Source organism: Mumia quercus (assembly GCF_025506335.1).
In the GTDB taxonomy this organism is placed as follows: domain Bacteria; phylum Actinomycetota; class Actinomycetes; order Propionibacteriales; family Nocardioidaceae; genus Mumia; species Mumia quercus.
This window is the reverse complement of the sequence record NZ_JANZYO010000004.1, coordinates 259,793-275,425: the sequence shown is the minus strand read 5'-3', so window position 1 is coordinate 275,425 and position 15,633 is coordinate 259,793. Positions and strand designations below refer to the sequence as shown.

The 15,633-nt window shown below is 70.1% G+C and carries 12 protein-coding genes; 11 read left to right on the top strand and 1 reads right to left on the bottom strand.

Annotation, left to right across the window (positions count from 1 at the left end; genetic code table 11):
- Positions 1–94: 94 nt before the first annotated feature.
- Together NYZ95_RS10645 and NYZ95_RS10640 are read left to right on the top strand one after the other, a co-directional pair.
- Positions 95–1,783, top strand: coding sequence for an NAD(P)/FAD-dependent oxidoreductase (locus tag NYZ95_RS10645; RefSeq protein ID WP_262851248.1), 1,689 nt, complete (start codon positions 95–97; stop codon positions 1,781–1,783).
- Positions 1,780–3,219: an ATP-binding protein gene (locus tag NYZ95_RS10640; protein WP_262851247.1), complete on the top strand. Its 1,440-nt coding sequence runs from the start codon at positions 1,780–1,782 to the stop codon at positions 3,217–3,219. Before NYZ95_RS10645 ends, NYZ95_RS10640 begins: the two co-directional genes overlap by 4 nt.
- Before the next feature lie 15 nt (positions 3,220–3,234).
- Here NYZ95_RS10640 and NYZ95_RS10635 read toward each other — a convergent pair whose 3' ends face one another.
- Positions 3,235–4,269, bottom strand: a complete 1,035-nt coding sequence (locus NYZ95_RS10635; protein ID WP_262851246.1) for a LacI family DNA-binding transcriptional regulator — start codon at positions 4,267–4,269, stop codon at positions 3,235–3,237.
- Between the two features lie 195 nt (positions 4,270–4,464).
- Between NYZ95_RS10635 and NYZ95_RS10630 the strand changes: the two genes are divergently transcribed.
- The 9 genes from NYZ95_RS10630 (at position 4,465) to NYZ95_RS10590 (ending at position 15,617) form a co-directional block, all read left to right on the top strand.
- The gene (locus NYZ95_RS10630; RefSeq protein ID WP_262851245.1) at positions 4,465–5,982 is read left to right on the top strand and encodes a sugar ABC transporter ATP-binding protein; all 1,518 of its coding nucleotides are present in this window, start codon (positions 4,465–4,467) and stop codon (positions 5,980–5,982) included.
- The gene (locus NYZ95_RS10625) at positions 5,979–7,013 is read left to right on the top strand and encodes an ABC transporter permease (RefSeq protein WP_262851244.1); all 1,035 of its coding nucleotides are present in this window, start codon (positions 5,979–5,981) and stop codon (positions 7,011–7,013) included. Before NYZ95_RS10630 ends, NYZ95_RS10625 begins: the two co-directional genes overlap by 4 nt.
- On the top strand, positions 7,010–8,152 hold the full coding sequence (locus NYZ95_RS10620) for an ABC transporter permease (RefSeq protein WP_262851243.1): 1,143 nt from the start codon (positions 7,010–7,012) through the stop codon (positions 8,150–8,152). The genes NYZ95_RS10625 and NYZ95_RS10620 overlap by 4 nt, the downstream gene beginning before the upstream one ends.
- Positions 8,149–9,198, top strand: coding sequence for a rhamnose ABC transporter substrate-binding protein (gene rhaS / locus NYZ95_RS10615; RefSeq protein WP_262851242.1), 1,050 nt, complete (start codon positions 8,149–8,151; stop codon positions 9,196–9,198). Before NYZ95_RS10620 ends, rhaS begins: the two co-directional genes overlap by 4 nt.
- 123 nt (positions 9,199–9,321) lie before the next feature.
- On the top strand, positions 9,322–9,693 hold the full coding sequence (locus tag NYZ95_RS10610; RefSeq protein WP_262851241.1) for an L-rhamnose mutarotase: 372 nt from the start codon (positions 9,322–9,324) through the stop codon (positions 9,691–9,693).
- 1 nt (position 9,694) lies between these two features.
- A complete protein-coding gene (rhaI, locus tag NYZ95_RS10605; protein WP_262851240.1) occupies positions 9,695–10,858 on the top strand; it encodes an L-rhamnose isomerase in 1,164 nt (387 codons plus the stop codon).
- Positions 10,858–12,927, top strand: coding sequence for a bifunctional aldolase/short-chain dehydrogenase (locus NYZ95_RS10600; RefSeq protein ID WP_262851239.1), 2,070 nt, complete (start codon positions 10,858–10,860; stop codon positions 12,925–12,927). Before rhaI ends, NYZ95_RS10600 begins: the two co-directional genes overlap by 1 nt.
- A gap of 9 nt (positions 12,928–12,936) precedes the next feature.
- Positions 12,937–14,388 carry a rhamnulokinase gene (locus NYZ95_RS10595; protein ID WP_262851238.1) on the top strand — a complete coding sequence of 484 codons (1,452 nt, stop codon included), beginning with the start codon at positions 12,937–12,939 and terminating at the stop codon, positions 14,386–14,388.
- Complete coding sequence (locus tag NYZ95_RS10590; protein ID WP_308212233.1) at positions 14,388–15,617, top strand: alpha-hydroxy acid oxidase; 1,230 nt, start codon at positions 14,388–14,390, stop codon at positions 15,615–15,617. The genes NYZ95_RS10595 and NYZ95_RS10590 overlap by 1 nt, the downstream gene beginning before the upstream one ends.
- Positions 15,618–15,633 lie beyond the last annotated feature (16 nt).

Here is a 15,633-nt window from a genome sequence, read left to right as displayed (position 1 = left end):
TACGTGGGTGGTCACCGAGCGGCTCGCCGTGACCACCCATGCACCAACGCCTGAACCCGCGCGCGCGTGACCAGCGGCGGCGTACTGTCGTCGCATGGTGCAGTCTCCGGCCGCGCGAGACCAGTCCGCCCGCGCCGCACTCCTGACCGTCGACGACGACCCTGCCGTCTCCCGTGCGCTCGCCCGCGACCTGCGGCGAAGGTACGGCGACGACTACCGCATCGTGCGTGCGGAGTCGGGTCCGGCCGCGCTCGACGCGCTCAAAGAGCTCCGGCTGCGCGGTGAGGAGGTCGCCGTGATCCTCGCCGACCACCGCATGCCCCTGATGACCGGCATCGAGTTCCTGGAGCAGGCGATAGACCTGTTCCCGGTCGCGCGGCGCGTGCTCGTCACCGCGTACGCCGACACCGACGCGGCCATCGACGCGATCAACCTCGTCGACCTCGACCACTACCTCCTCAAGCCGTGGGACCCGCCCGAGGAGAAGCTCTACCCGGTGATCGACGACCAGCTCGACGCCTGGTCGAGGGTCGAGCGCCACCCGGTCGCCGAGACCAAGCTGATCGGCCACCGCTGGTCCGCGCGCTCGTCGGCGGTGCGGGAGTTCCTGGCGCGCAACCAGGTGGCGTACCGGTGGTTCTCCACCGACTCGTCGGAGGCCCGGGCGCTGCTCAAGGCTGCCGAGCTCGACGAGCCGGAGCTGCCCGTCGTCGTCACCCCGGCCGGAGACGTCCTCGTCGCGCCGACCGACGCGGTCCTCGGCGAGCGGGTGGGACTCGTGACCCGGCCCAGCGAGGACTTCTACGACGTCGTCGTCGTGGGCGGGGGACCGGCGGGTCTCAGCGCCGCTCTGTACGGGGCGTCCGAGGGCCTGCGGACGGTGCTCGTCGAGCGGACGGCGACAGGCGGCCAGGCGGGCCAGAGCTCACGCATCGAGAACTACCTCGGGTTCCCCGACGGCGTCTCGGGCGCGCAGCTGACCGAGCGTGCGCGGCGCCAGGCGCTGAAGTTCGGCGCCGAGCTCGTCACCACGCGTGACGCGGTCGGACTGGAGGTCAACGGCGCGGCCCGCTCCGTACGCTTCGCCGACGGCAGCAGCATCGACGCGCAGACGGTGATCCTCGCCGGCGGGGTGTCGTACCGGCGCCTCGAAGGGCCGCGGCTCGACGCGATGTCGGGACGTGGCCTCTACTACGGGTCGGCGCTCACGAACGCCGCAGCGTGCGCGGACCAGGACGTGTACGTCGTGGGAGGCGCCAACTCTGCAGGTCAGGCCGCGCTCGCGCTCGCGCGCGAGGCGCGCAGCGTGACGATCCTCGTCCGGGGGACGTCGCTGACGCAGTCGATGTCGGCGTACCTCGTCGAGCAGGTCGAGGCGCACCCGCGGATCAGCGTGAGGACGTCGACCGTCGTCGCCGAGGCCTGCGGGGAGGGTCACCTCGAGGGCATCGTGCTGCGCGACGTCGCGACCGACGAGACCACCACCGTCCCCTGCGGCTGGCTGTTCGTCTTCATCGGCGCGGTACCGCGCACCGAGTGGCTCGACGGCGTCGTCGTCCGTGACCCGTACGGGTTCGTGACCACCGGTCCCGACCTGCTGCGCGACGGTGCGCCGCCGCCGGGCTGGCCGCTCGACCGCCCGCCGTACCACCTGGAGAGCAGCGTCCCCGGGATCTTCGCCGCCGGCGACGTCCGTGCCGAGTCGGCCAAGCGGGTGGCGTCCGCGGTCGGCGAGGGCGCGATGGCCGTGATGCTCGTGCACCGCTACCTGGAGCAGCTGTGAGCGCCCCCGAACGCCTCCCGTGCGAGGTGGCCGAGCTGCGCACGATGTTTCTCTTCGAGCACCTCGAGGACTGGCAGCTCGCCTGGCTGTGCGAGCACGGGTACGTCGAGCACGCCGAGCCCGGCTGGCTGACCCGCGAGGGCGACCCGGCTACGTGCTTCTACGTGATGCTGGAGGGTGAGATCGCCCTCTTCCGGACCGTCGGTGGCGACGACGTCGAGATCTCGCGGACCTCGCAGCCCGGCGTCTACACCGGCGCGTGGTCGGCGTACCTCGGCGACCGTGCCCCCGAGGGGTACGGCGGCTCGACGCGGGTCCTGCAGCCGTCGCGGTTCTTCGTGCTCGATGCGGCAGACTTCGCCAAGCTCATGAACGAGTGGTTCCCGATGGCGGTCCACCTTCTCGAGGGCCTCTTCTTCGGGCAGCGCAACACCCAGGCCGCGATCGGCCAGCGGGAGCGGCTCCAGGCCCTCGGCCAGCTCTCGGCCGGCCTCACCCACGAGCTCAACAACCCCGCGTCGGCCGCGGTGCGTGCGACGGCGACCCTGCGCGAGCGGGTCGCGGCCATGCGCCACAAGCTCGCCCTGATCGCCGAGGGGCCGTACGACCGCGCGACGATCGCGACCTTGATGCAGCTCCAGGAAGACGCACTGACCCGGCGGGGGCAGGCGGTCGCTGCCGACGCGCTGGGCGCGCTCGAGTCGTCCGACCTCGAGGACCGGATCACCGACTGGCTCGACGACCACGACGTCGAGCGGGGGTGGGAGGTCGCGGCGGTCCTCGTCTCCGCCGGGATCGACGAGACCTGGCTGGACCACGCCGCGTCCCAGGTCGATGCTGAGGTGCTTCCCGGCGCGGTGCGCTGGCTCGCGTACGCGCTCGAGACCGAGGAGCTGATGGCCGAGATCGAGGACGCGACGACCCGGGTGTCGACCCTGGTCGACGCTGCCAAGCAGTACTCGCAGCTCGACCGGGCGCCGTTCGTGCGCACCGACGTGCACGAGCTGATCGACGCGACCTTGGTGATGCTCCAGAAGAAGCTGGGTGGGATCGAGGTCGTCAAGCGCTACGACCGGACGATCGCCCCGGTGCCGATGTACGCCGCGGAGATGAACCAGGTCTGGACCAACCTGATCGTCAACGCGGTCCAGGCGATGAAAGGCTCGGGCACGCTCACGATCAGCACGCGCCGGGTCGAGGACTGGTGCGAGGTCGAGGTCGCCGACACCGGACCCGGCATCCCCGCCGACGTACGGGGGCGCATCTTCGAGCCGTTCTTCACCACGAAGCCGGTCGGCGAGGGGACCGGCCTGGGCCTCGACATCTCCTGGCGCATCGTCGTGAAGAAGCACCACGGCGACCTGCGTGTGGAGTCCGAGCCCGGTGACACCCGGTTCACCGTCCGCATCCCGTACGAGGTGCCGGCGCCGGCGTGATGCTCGGCCGGAGCGTCAGCCCAGCGTCGAGGCGCGGGCGACCAGCTCGGGCTCGAACACGATGTGCTGGTGCTCGGCGTTCCTGCTGCCGGCCTCGATCTCGGTCAGCAGCAGCTCGGCGGCGCGACGGCCCATCTCGCGCGAAGGCTGACGGATCGACGACAGCGGGATGGCCGCCGACGCCGCGTAGTCGATGTCGTCGTAGCCGATCAGAGCGACGTCGTCGGGGACGCGCAGCCCGCCCAGCGTGAACGCCTGGAGCATGCCCATGGCGATCAGGTCGTTGGCGGCGAACACGGCGTCCGGGCGCTCCCCAGGCGGCAGCGCGACGATGCGCTCGCCCTCAGCGAGTGCGGGGGCGACGTTCATCCCGGCGATCTCGCGGTGCTCGAGGGTGGCGTCGGGAACCTCGGCCACCGCTGCCTTCGCGCCGGCCAGCCGGTCACGCACCTGCTCGATGTCGGTCGATGCCCCGACGAAGGTGATCCGACGGCGCCCGAGGGAGAGCAGGTGCTCCGTGGCGATCCGCCCACCGCGCACGTCGTCGACGGACACCGAGCTGTACGACTCCGTCGACGCGAGCCGGTCGACGAGGATCACGGCCATGCCACGTGCGCGCAGCCGGTCGAGGCGCTCGAGCACGTCGCCGACGGGCGAGATCAGCAGGCCGTCGACCCGCTGCTCCTCGAAGAGGTCGAGGTACGCGCTCTCACGGGCGGCGTCCTCGGCGCAGTTGGCGAGGAGCACGCTGCGCGACCGCGCGGTGACCTCGTCCTCGACGCCTTGGGCGACGTCGGTGAAGAACGGGTTGCGGATGTCGAGGACGATCAGGCCGACCGAGCGGCTGTGGCCCTGGCGGAGCTGGCGGGCCGCCTCGTTTCGGACGAATCCGAGCTGCTGGATGGCGGCGAAGACACGCTCGGCGGTCTGCGCCGACACCTTGGTGGGATGATTGAGGACGTTTGAGACAGTTCCGACAGAGACCCCAGCGAGCGCCGCCACGTCACGAAGGCTGGACGCGGGCGTGGGCGCGGACGGGGTCTCGACCACGGCGGCTCCTCGGTCTCGCTGGGATGTGTGCGAGGCAGTCTGACGCACAGGGTGTGCAGTCTGCCACTGAATCGTTTCAAACTACCCCTTGACCGGGTCAAGGGCCTCCTATACCTTGTGAACGCCACGTTAATTGAAACGATTCAAACATGCACACCTGGTTAACGGCGTGTACGGAAGTCGGTGAGGAAGTCGATGGCCACAGCCGCCCCCGGGACGGTTGCGCTCGAACTGCGCGACGTCTCGAAGACCTTCGGGCAGGTGGTCGCCCTGCGCTCGGGCAGCCTGACCGTCACCACCGGGTCGATCCACGCGCTCGTCGGTGAGAACGGCGCCGGCAAGTCGACGATGGTCAAGATCATCGCGGGGCTGTACCGCGCGGACTCGGGCTCGTACGAGCTCTTCGGGGAGCCGGTCGACTTCCGCAGCACGGCCGAGGCGAAGGACGCCGGCATCGCCGTCATCTACCAGGAGCCGACGCTCTTCCCGGATCTCAGCGTCACCGAGAACCTCTTCATGGGCCGCCAGCCGCGCAACCGTTTCGGCCGGATCGACCGCAAGGCCATGGACACCGAGGCCCGCGCCCTCTTCGACCGGCTCGGCGTCGCCATCGACCCCGAGCGCCCCGCTGACGGCCTCTCGATCGCCGACCAGCAGATCATCGAGATCGCCAAGGCCATCTCCCTCGACGCCCGCGTCCTCATCATGGACGAGCCGACGGCCGCGCTGTCCGGCGTCGAGGTCGAGCGCCTGATGACGATCGCCCGTGCGCTGCGCGACGAAGGTCGCGCCCTCGTCTTCATCTCCCACCGCTTCGACGAGGTCTTCGCCCTCTGCGACACCATCACGGTGATGCGCGACGGCGCGTACATCTCGACCGACCGCATCGCGGACGTCACGGTCGACGACGTCGTGCGACGGCTCGTCGGCCGCGAGGTCGGTGAGCTCTACCCGAAGCAGCCTGCCGCGATCGGCGAGGTCGTCCTCGAGATCGAGGGGCTGAACCGCGCCGGCGTGTTCCACGACGTCGACCTCCAGGTCCGTCGCGGGGAGATCGTCGGCCTCGCCGGTCTCGTCGGCGCCGGGCGCAGCGAGATCATGCAGGCCGCCTTCGGCGTCGACCCGTACGACTCCGGCACCGTCAAGGTCTCGGGCAAGGTCGTGCCGCCGAACGACCCGGCCGCTGCGATCCGGCTCGGCATGGCCCTCGTCCCCGAGGACCGCCGCAAGCACGGGCTCGTCCTCGAGTCGACCATCACGCGCAACATCACCATGGCGATCCGTGGCCGCCTGAGCCGCGCGGGCCTGCTCTCGGCGCGCGCCGAGAACGCCACCGCCCGTGACTGGGCCTCGCGCCTGGAGGTCAAGACGAGCACGCTCGACACGCTCGCGGGCACCCTGAGCGGCGGCAACCAGCAGAAGGTCGTCCTCGCCAAGTGGCTCAGCACCAAGCCTGACGTCCTGATCGTCGACGAGCCCACCCGCGGCATCGACGTCGGCACGAAGGCCGAGGTCCACCGCCTGCTGTCCGCCCTCGCCGGCGAAGGCATGGCCGTCGTCATGATCTCGTCGGAGCTCCCCGAGGTCCTCGGGATGGCCGACCGGGTCGTCGTCGTCCACGAGGGTCGCATCACCGCCGAGCTCAGCCGCGACGAGGCCACCCCCGAGGCGGTCATGTTTGCGGCCACGAACACCCAGGGAGCGTCCGCATGAGCACCGCAGCCCCCGCCGCCCACGCGGCGCCGAAGCCGTCGACCGGCGACCGGCTCCGCAAGATCGTGCAGGCCCGCGAGACCGGCATCATCCTCGCGTTCCTGGTGGTCCTCGCGGTCACGACCGCCATCAACCCGTCGTTCCTCTTCAGCAAGGACGGGTGGCGCGACCTCTTCCTGACGCCGTCGATCCTGGTGGTCCTCGCGGTCGGCCAGGCGATCGTCATCATCACCCGCAACGTCGATCTCTCCGTAGGCTCGATCCTCGGGCTCGTGGCGTACGCGACCGGGCGTCTCTTCGTCGACACCGGCCTCCCGGTCCCGGTCGTGCTCCTGCTGGCGGTCCTGCTCGGCGTCGTCCTGGGCCTGGTCAACGGCGTGCTCGTCGCGTTCGCGAAGGTCCCGGCGCTCGTCATCACGCTCGGCACGCTCTACATCTACCGCGGCATCATGATGTCGTGGGCCGGCTCGGACCGGATCAACGCTTCCGACATCCCGCGCGACCTGCTCTCCTTCGGCACGTCGTCGATCCTCGGGATCCCGTCGCTGGCCTGGATCTCCTTCCTCGTCCTCGGCATCGGCGCGTACGTCATGGGACGCACGCGCGGGGGCCGCGAGATGTACGCGATCGGGTCCGACCCAGACGCGGCGACCCTCTACGGCCTGAAGAAGACCAAGCGCACCCTGCTGGCGTTCGCCGCCTCCGGTGGCCTCGCCGGTCTCGCAGGCGTCCTGTACGTCGCGCGCTACGGCACCATCAGCTCCGGCGCCGGGCTCGGCATCGAGTTCGAGGCGGTCGGTGCGGCGGTCATCGGCGGCGTCGCGATCTTCGGCGGCAGCGGCACCCTCTTCGGTGCCGCAGTCGGCGCCTACCTCCTCATGACGATCAACCGCGGCCTCCCGATCCTCGGCATCCAGGACTTCTGGCAGCGCGCCGTGGTCGGCATCCTCATCATCGCCGCGATCGTCCTCGACAAGGTGCTGCGCGAGCGTCAGCACAAGAAGCTGCTGGCAGAGAGGGACGCCGCATGACCAGCCTCATCCACCCCTCCGACAGCGAGACGAAGCAGGTCGCTCGCACCTACCGCGACCACCAGCGGCCGCTGTGGCAGCGGATCCTCTTCAGCCGTGACGTCGCGGTCTGGGCAGCGCTGGTCGTCGTCTACCTGTACGCGTCGGCGACGGTGCCGTTCTTCGACCGGCCGATCACGATCACGTACCTGCTCCTCGACGTCGCGCCGATCCTCCTGATCGCGCTGCCGATGACGCTGGTGATCATCACCGGTGAGATCGACCTGTCGGTCGCGAGCACGGTCGCGCTCGCGAGCGTCTCGTTCGGTGTCCTGTACGACAAGGGCACCCCGATCCTCGTCGCGGCCCTGGCCGCGCTGCTGGTCGGCGTCGTGTGCGGCGCGTTCAACGGGTTCCTCGTGACGACGGTCGGCCTCCCGTCGCTCGCCGTCACGATCGGCACGCTCGCCCTCTACCGCGGCATCGCCGTGGGTCTGCTCGGGACCACGGCCGTCACGGACTTCCCGGACACGTGGACCGACTGGGCGCGCGGGCGCATCGGCGAGTCGGACATTCCGTCGATCATGATCCCGTTCGCGGTGCTCGCGATCCTCTTCATCGTCCTGCTCCACTTCACCGCGTTCGGTCGAGGCGTGTACGCGATCGGCCTCAACGAGGGCGCCGCGCGCTTCTCCGGCATCCGCGTGGAGCGGACCAAGCTGCTCCTGTTCGTGCTCACGGGCGTGGTCTCCGCGCTCGCAGGCATCTACTACACGCTGCGGTACGGAAGTGCCCGCGGCGACAACGCCAACGGGATGGAGCTGCAGGTCATCGCCGCAGTCCTCCTCGGCGGCGTCTCGATCTTCGGCGGACGAGGGGCACTTCCCGGCGTGATCGCCGGTGTGCTCCTCATCGGGGCGATCGGCAGCGCGTTGCGCCTTGCCGACCAGACCGCCGACGTCATCAACATCGTCACCGGCCTTCTGCTGGTCGTCTCCGTCGTGGGCTCGAGCGTCCTCGGCTGGGTCAGCAGCAAGCGACGACGGCGAGGCGGCCCCGGAGCGCAGTCAAGCGCTACATCGCCAGGCACCTCCGCGCCCGGCGTACCCCAGTCCGACACGGACACCCCGGTCGGCGAGCGAGAGAGAGAAGACCGATGACCACAGCAACGACGAGGCGTCGCGGCCTTGGCCGGTTCGTCCCGGCCGTCGCCGCTGCGCTCGGCCTGAGCCTGGTGCTCACCGCCTGCGGCGGAAGCGATGACGAGGGCGGTTCCGGCGACGGCGGCAGCGGCGACCTGTCGGTGACGTTCCTCCCGAAGAACCTCGGCAACCCGTACTTCGACGCCTCCTCGACCGGCGGCAAGGCGGCCGTCGAGGAGTTCGGTGGCACCTTCAAGGAGGTCGGCCCGTCCGAGGCGACGCCCGACTCGCAGGTCAGCTACATCAACACGCTGACCCAGCAGGGCACCGGCGCGATCGCCATCTCGGCGAACGACCCGAAGGCCATCGGCGACGCCCTCCAGGAGGCGCGTGACGCCGGCACCAAGGTCGTGACCTTCGACTCCGACACCGATCCGGAGTACCGCGACCTCTTCGTGAGCCAGGCCGACGCCAAGGGCATCGCCTCCAAGCAGGTCGAGCTCATCGCCAAGGCCATCGGCGACCAGGGCAAGATCGCCATCCTCTCGGCGTCGGCGAACGCGACGAACCAGAACGAGTGGATCAAGCTCATGGAGGAGGAGCTCAAGGCGAACCACCCGAACATCGAGCTCGTCGAGACGGTCTACGGCGACGACGACGACCAGACGTCGTTCGACAAGACCGCCGCGCTCCTGCAGAAGCACTCCGACCTCAAGGGCATCGTCTCTCCGACCACCGTCGGCATCGCCGCGGCGGCCCGCTACCTGTCGGACTCGCAGTACAAGGGCAAGGTCGCGCTGACCGGTCTGGGCACCCCGGACCAGATGCGTGAGTACGTCAAGAACGGCACCGTCGGCTCGTTCGCGCTGTGGAGCCCCGAGGACCTCGGCTACCTGACCGCCTTCGCCGCGAAGGCGCTCATCGAGGGCGAGATCGAGGGCAAGGAAGGCGACAAGTTCGAGGCCGGCAAGCTCGGTGAGTACACCGTCGGCGAGAACGGCGTCGTGGTCCTCGGCGAGCCGCTGGAGTTCAACAAGGACAACATCGACGACTTCAACTTCTGATCTCACGGTCGAAGTGAAGTCCGCCAGGTCGTTCGCGCCTGGCACCTGAGACGTGGTTCCCGGCCTCCCCGGCGGCCTGGGGAGGCCGGGACCCACCACCCACCATCGAATCTCGGAGGAACGATGCGTCGCGTCTGCTTCCAGCTGCAGGTCCGGCCCGACCGGATCGACGAGTACAAGCGTCGCCACGCCGCGGTCTGGCCCGAGATGCTCGAGGCCCTGCACGCCGCCGGCTGGCACAACTACTCGCTGTTCCTCCGGCCCGACGGGCTCCTGATCGGCTACCTCGAGACCGAGTCGCTCGAGGAAGCCCGACGACAGATGGCTGCCACCGACGTGAACCGTCGCTGGCAGTCCGAGATGGCCGAGCTCTTCGAGGACCTCGACGGAGCACCGGACGAAGGCTTCCTCGAGCTCGAGGAGATCTTCCACCTCGAAGACCAGCTGGCACAGACGAGCGCGTACGAGACCCGTGCGCATGGAGAGAGCAACTGACATGACGACTTTCGCTGACATCGCGTCGCGACTCGCGGAGCAGGAGATCGAGGTCCCCTCGTGGGCCTACGGCAACTCCGGTACGCGGTTCAAGGTCTTCGGCTCGCCCGGCACGCCTCGGACGGTCGAGGAGAAGATCGCCGACGCCGCTGCCGTGCACCGCTTCACCGGGCTCGCGCCGCGCGTCGCGCTGCACATCCCGTGGGACGAGGTCGACGACTACGCGGCGCTGCGCCGCTTCGCCGAGGACCAGGGCATCGGCCTCGGGACGATCAACAGCAACACGTTCCAGGACGACGACTACAAGCTCGGCGCCCTGACGCACACCGACCCCAAGATCCGCCAGAAGGCGATCGACCACCACTTCGCGTGCATCGACGTGATGAACGCGACCGGGTCGCGCGACCTCAAGATCTGGCTCGCCGAGGGAAGCAACTACCCCGGCCAGAACGACATGCACGGCCGCCAGGACCGGCTCGCCGAGTCGCTGGCCACGATCTACGAGCGGCTGTCGGCTGACCAGCGTCTCGTGCTCGAGTACAAGTTCTTCGAGCCGTCCTTCTACCACACCGACGTCCCCGACTGGGGTACGGCGTACACGCACGTCGCCGCGCTCGGTGACAACGCCGTCGTCTGCCTCGACACCGGCCACCACGCGCCCGGCACCAACATCGAGTTCATCGTCGCGCAGCTGCTGCGGCTCGGGAAGCTCGGCTCGTTCGACTTCAACTCGCGCTTCTACGCCGACGACGACCTGATCGTGGGTGCGGCCGACCCGTACCAGCTGTTCCGGATCCTCTACGAGGTCGTCCGCGGTGGCGGGTACGGCAAGGACGGCGACACCGCGTTCATGCTCGACCAGTGCCACAACATCGAGAAGAAGATCCCGGGCCAGATCCGCTCGGTGCTCAACGTCCAGGAGATGACGGCGCGCGCGCTGCTCGTGGACACCGACGCCCTGACGGCGGCACAGGAGGACGGCGACGTCCTGCGGGCGAACGAGATCTTCATGGACGCCTTCTACACCGACGTGCGCGCGGACCTCGCCGCGTGGCGTGAGACGCAGGGCCTCCCGGCGAACCCGATGGAGGCCTACCTCGCCAGCGGCTACCAGGAACAGATCGAGGCCGAGCGGGTCGGCGGGACCCAGGCTGGATGGAGCTGATGACCACGATGTCCGACACCACTTCCGCGAACGGCACGAACCCCACGGCCAAGGCGCTGATCGAGCGCTCGAACCGCCTGGGTGCCGATCCGCGCAACACCAACTACGCCGGCGGCAACACCTCCGCGAAGGGCACCGAGACCGACCCGGTGACCGGCGAGGACGTCGAGCTCCTGTGGGTCAAGGGCTCCGGCGGAGACCTCGGCACGCTCAAGGAGTCGGGTCTGGCCGTCCTGCGACTGGACCGCATGCGCGCGCTCGTCGACGTCTACCCGGGCGTCGAGCGTGAGGACGAGATGGTCGCCGCGTTCGACTACTGCCTCCACGGCAAGGGCGGTGCGGCGCCGTCGATCGACACGGCGATGCACGGTCTCGTGGACGCCGCCCACGTCGACCACCTCCACCCCGACTCCGGCATCGCGATCGCGACCGCCGCCGACGGCGAGAAGCTGACCGAGACGATCTTCGGCGACAAGGTCGTGTGGGTCCCGTGGCGTCGTCCCGGCTTCCAGCTCGGCCTCGACATCGCCGACATCAAGGCGAAGAACCCGCAGGCGGTCGGCTGCATCCTCGGTGGTCATGGCATCACCGCGTGGGGTGACACGTCCGAAGAGGCCGAGCTGAACTCGCTGTGGATCATTCGCACGGCCGCGGCGTACATCGAGGAGCACAGCAAGGCCGAGCCGTTCGGGCCGGCGCTCGACGGTTACGCCGCGCTGCCGGAGGCCGAGCGTCGCGCCAAGGCGGCCGCGCTGGCCCCGACGATCCGTGGCATCGCCTCGCAGGACCGGCCGATGGTCGGCCACTTCACGGACTCCGACGTCGTGCTGGACTTCCTCGCGCACGCCGAGCACCCGCGGCTCGCCGAGCTCGGCACGTCCTGCCCTGACCACTTCCTCCGTACGAAGGTCAAGCCGCTGGTGCTCGACCTCCCCGCGGACGCGTCGGTCGAGGACTCGATCGCCCGGCTCAAGGAGCTCGCGGTGTCCTACCGCGAGGACTACCAGGCCTACTACGACCGGCACGCGACCGCGGACAGCCCCGCCATCCGTGGTGCCGACCCGCTGATCGTGCTCGTGCCCGGCGTCGGCATGTTCAGCTTCGGCAAGGACAAGCAGACCGCCCGTGTCGCCGGCGAGTTCTACGTCAACGCGATCAACGTCATGCGCGGCGCCGAGGGCCTGTCCACGTACGCCCCGATCGACGAGTCGGAGAAGTTCCGGATCGAGTACTGGGCGCTGGAGGAGGCCAAGCTCCAGCGGATGCCCAAGCCCAAGCCGCTGGCCACCCGCGTCGCGCTCGTGACCGGTGCCGCCTCCGGCATCGGCAAGGCGACCGCGCAGAAGCTCGCGGCCGAGGGCGCCTGCGTCGTCATCGCCGACCTCTCGCTGGAGAAGGCCCAGGAGGCCGCGGCCGAGATCGGCAGCACCGACGTCGCCGTCGGCGTCCAGGTCGACGTCTCCAGCGCCGAGGCCGTCCAGGCGGCCGTCGACGCGGCGGTGCTCGCCTTCGGTGGCGTGGACCTCGTCGTCAACAACGCCGGGCTCTCGCTGTCGCGCTCGCTGCTGGAGACCACCGAGAAGGACTGGGACCTCCAGCACGACGTCATGGCCAAGGGCTCGTTCCTCGTCTCGCAGGCGACGGCGAAGGTGATGATCGAGCAGGGGATGGGCGGCGACATCGTCTACATCTCCTCGAAGAACTCGATCTTCGCCGGCCCGAACAACGTCGCGTACGGCGCGGCGAAGGCCGACCAGGCCCACCAGGTGCGGCTGCTGGCCGCCGAGCTCGGCGAGCACGGCATCAAGGTCAACGGCGTGAACCCCGACGGTGTCGTCCAGGGCTCGGGCATCTTCGCCAGCGGCTGGGGCGCCAACCGTGCCGCGGTCTACGGCGTGGAGGAGAAGGACCTCGGCAAGTTCTACGCGCAGCGCACGATCCTCAAGCGCGAGGTGCTGCCGTCGCACATCGCCAACGCGGTCTTCGTCCTGTGCAGCGACGAGCTCAGCCACACGACCGGGCTCCACATCCCCGTCGACGCGGGCGTCGCCGCCGCGTTCCTGCGCTGAGGGCGGGGCATGGCTGAACCCGTGCACGTCGCAGCGGTCGACCTCGGTGCCACCAGCGGACGCGTGGTGGTGGCCGAGGTCGGCCCCGCCGGCGTGCGGCTCGACGTCGTGCACCGGTTCGCCAACACCCCGGTGCGGTTGCCCGACGGGCTCCACTGGGACGTGGTCGGTCTGTTCCGAGAGATCGTCACCGGACTGCGTACGGCCGTCCGTGCGACGCCCGCGCTGGCGGGGCTCGCCGTCGACAGCTGGGCGGTCGACTACGCGTTGATGCGCGACGGCCGGATGGTCTCGACGCCGTTCCACTACCGCGACGCCCGCAACGTGGCGGCGGTGGAGCAGGTCCACGCGGCCGTCGACCCGGCCGCGCTCTACGCCCGCAACGGCCTGCAGCACCTGCCGTTCAACACGGTCTTCCAGCTGGCCGCCGACGGGGCGCACCTCGAGCACGCCGACTCGCTGCTGCTCGTCCCCGATCTGATCAGCCACTGGCTGAACGGCGCGGTCGGCGCCGAGGTCACCAACGCGTCGACGACCGGCCTGCTCGACGTGTCCACCGGCGTGTGGGACGCCGAGCTCGCGTCCACCCTCGGCATCCCGGCGGGGATCCTGCCGACGCTCACGCCACCCGGCACCGTGCTCGGCGGTCTCCTCCCGCACGTGCGCGAGGAGCTCGGCGGTCACGACCTCACGGTGACGACGGTCGGGTCGCACGACACCGCGTCGGCCGTCGCCGGCACGGTCCTCGGCCCGGACGACGCGTACGTCTCCTGCGGGACGTGGGGTCTGGCCGGCCTCGAGCTCGAGACGCCCGTCCTCACCGAGGACGCGCGCCTGGCCGGCTTCACCAACGAGGGCGGCGTCGACGGGCGCATCCGGTTCCTGCACAACGTCATGGGTCTGTGGCTGCTGAGCGAGTCGATCCGCACGTGGGAGCGCGAGGACGGTCACGCCCTCGACCTCACGACGCTGCTGGCGGCCGCCGCCGACGCCGAGGCGCCGCTGCTCTTCGACGTCGACGACCCGCGGTTCCTTGCGCCCGGCGACATCCCGGCACGGATCCATGCGTACGCCGCCGAGCACGGCCTGCCTGCGCCCGAGGGACGCGCGCAGATCACGCGCACCATCCTCGAGAGCCTGGCCGAGGCGTTCGCGACGACGCTCCACCGCGCAGCCGACCTCGCGGGCCGGCACATCCGCCGCATCCAGATCGTCGGAGGCGGCGCGCTCAACACGCTGCTGTGCCAGCTCACCGCAGACCGCTCCGGTCTCGAGGTGCTGGCCGGCCCGGTCGAGGCGACGGCGCTCGGCAACGCCCTCGTCCAGGCACGCACGCTCGGGGCCGTGACAGGCGACCTCGAGGTGCTGCGGGCGCTCGTCGGCGCGACGCTCGACCAGCAGCACTACACCCCCCGCCCACTCCGGAGCACCGCTCCGCTCGCTCCGCGAAAGGTCTCATGATGGAACGTCGCGCACCTCGCCCTCGCGATCTTCGGCCGCTGCTGAAGTTCAAGAAGCCGACTCTCTCGCCGAAGGAGCGCCGTCTCGCCGCGGCGCTGACCATCGAGGACCTGCGGGCGATCGCGAAGCGTCGTACGCCGAAGGCCGCCTTCGACTACACCGACGGCGCCGCCGAGCAGGAGCTGTCGCTCGCCCGCGCCCGGCAGGCGTTCCGGGACGTGACGTTCCACCCCCGCATCCTGCGTGACGTCTCCGCGGTCGACACCTCTCGTACGGTGCTGGGCGCGACGTCGGCGCTGCCCTTCGGCATCGCGCCGACCGGGTTCACACGCATGATGCAGACCGAGGGCGAGTACGCCGGGGCGTCGGCGGCAGGTGCGGCGGGCATCCCGTACACCCTCTCGACGATGGGCACCGCCTCGATCGAGGACGTCCGCGACGTCAACCCGAACGGGCGCAACTGGTTCCAGCTGTACATGTGGAAGGACCGCGACCGGTCGATGGCGCTCGTCGACCGCGCGGCGGCCGCGGGCTACGAGGCGCTCGTCGTGACCGTCGACGTGCCGGTGGCGGGCGCGCGGCTGCGCGACACCCGCAACGGCATGACGATCCCGCCCACCCTGACGCCGCGCACGGTCGTCAACGCGATCCCGCGCCCGGCGTGGTGGATCAACTTCCTCACGACGGAGCCGCTGGCCTTCGCCTCGCTCGACCGCTGGTCCGGCACCGTTGCCGAGCTGCTCGACACGATGTTCGACCCGACGGTCGACTACGCCGACCTCGCCTGGATCAAGGACCAGTGGAAGGGGAAGCTCGTCGTCAAGGGCGTCCAGAGCGTCGAGGACGCCTCGCGGCTCGCCGAGCTCGGCGTCGACGCCATCGTCTTGTCGAACCACGGCGGCCGCCAGCTCGACCGTGCGCCGATCCCGTTCCACCTGCTGCCCGAGGTGGTCCGCGAGGTCGGTGACTCCACCGAGGTCCACCTGGACACCGGCATCATGTCTGGCGCCGACATCGTCGCCGCCGTCGCGCAGGGCGCGCGCTTCACGCTGATCGGCCGCGCGTACCTGTACGGCCTCATGGCCGGCGGTCGCGAAGGCGTCGACAAGGCGATCGACATCCTGCGGACCGAGATCGAGCGCACCATGCGGCTGCTGGGCGTCAGCACCCTCGACGAGCTGCACCCGGAGCACGTCACCCAGCTCGAGCGGCTGGTGCCCAGGAGGTAGGACGCACACATGAGGG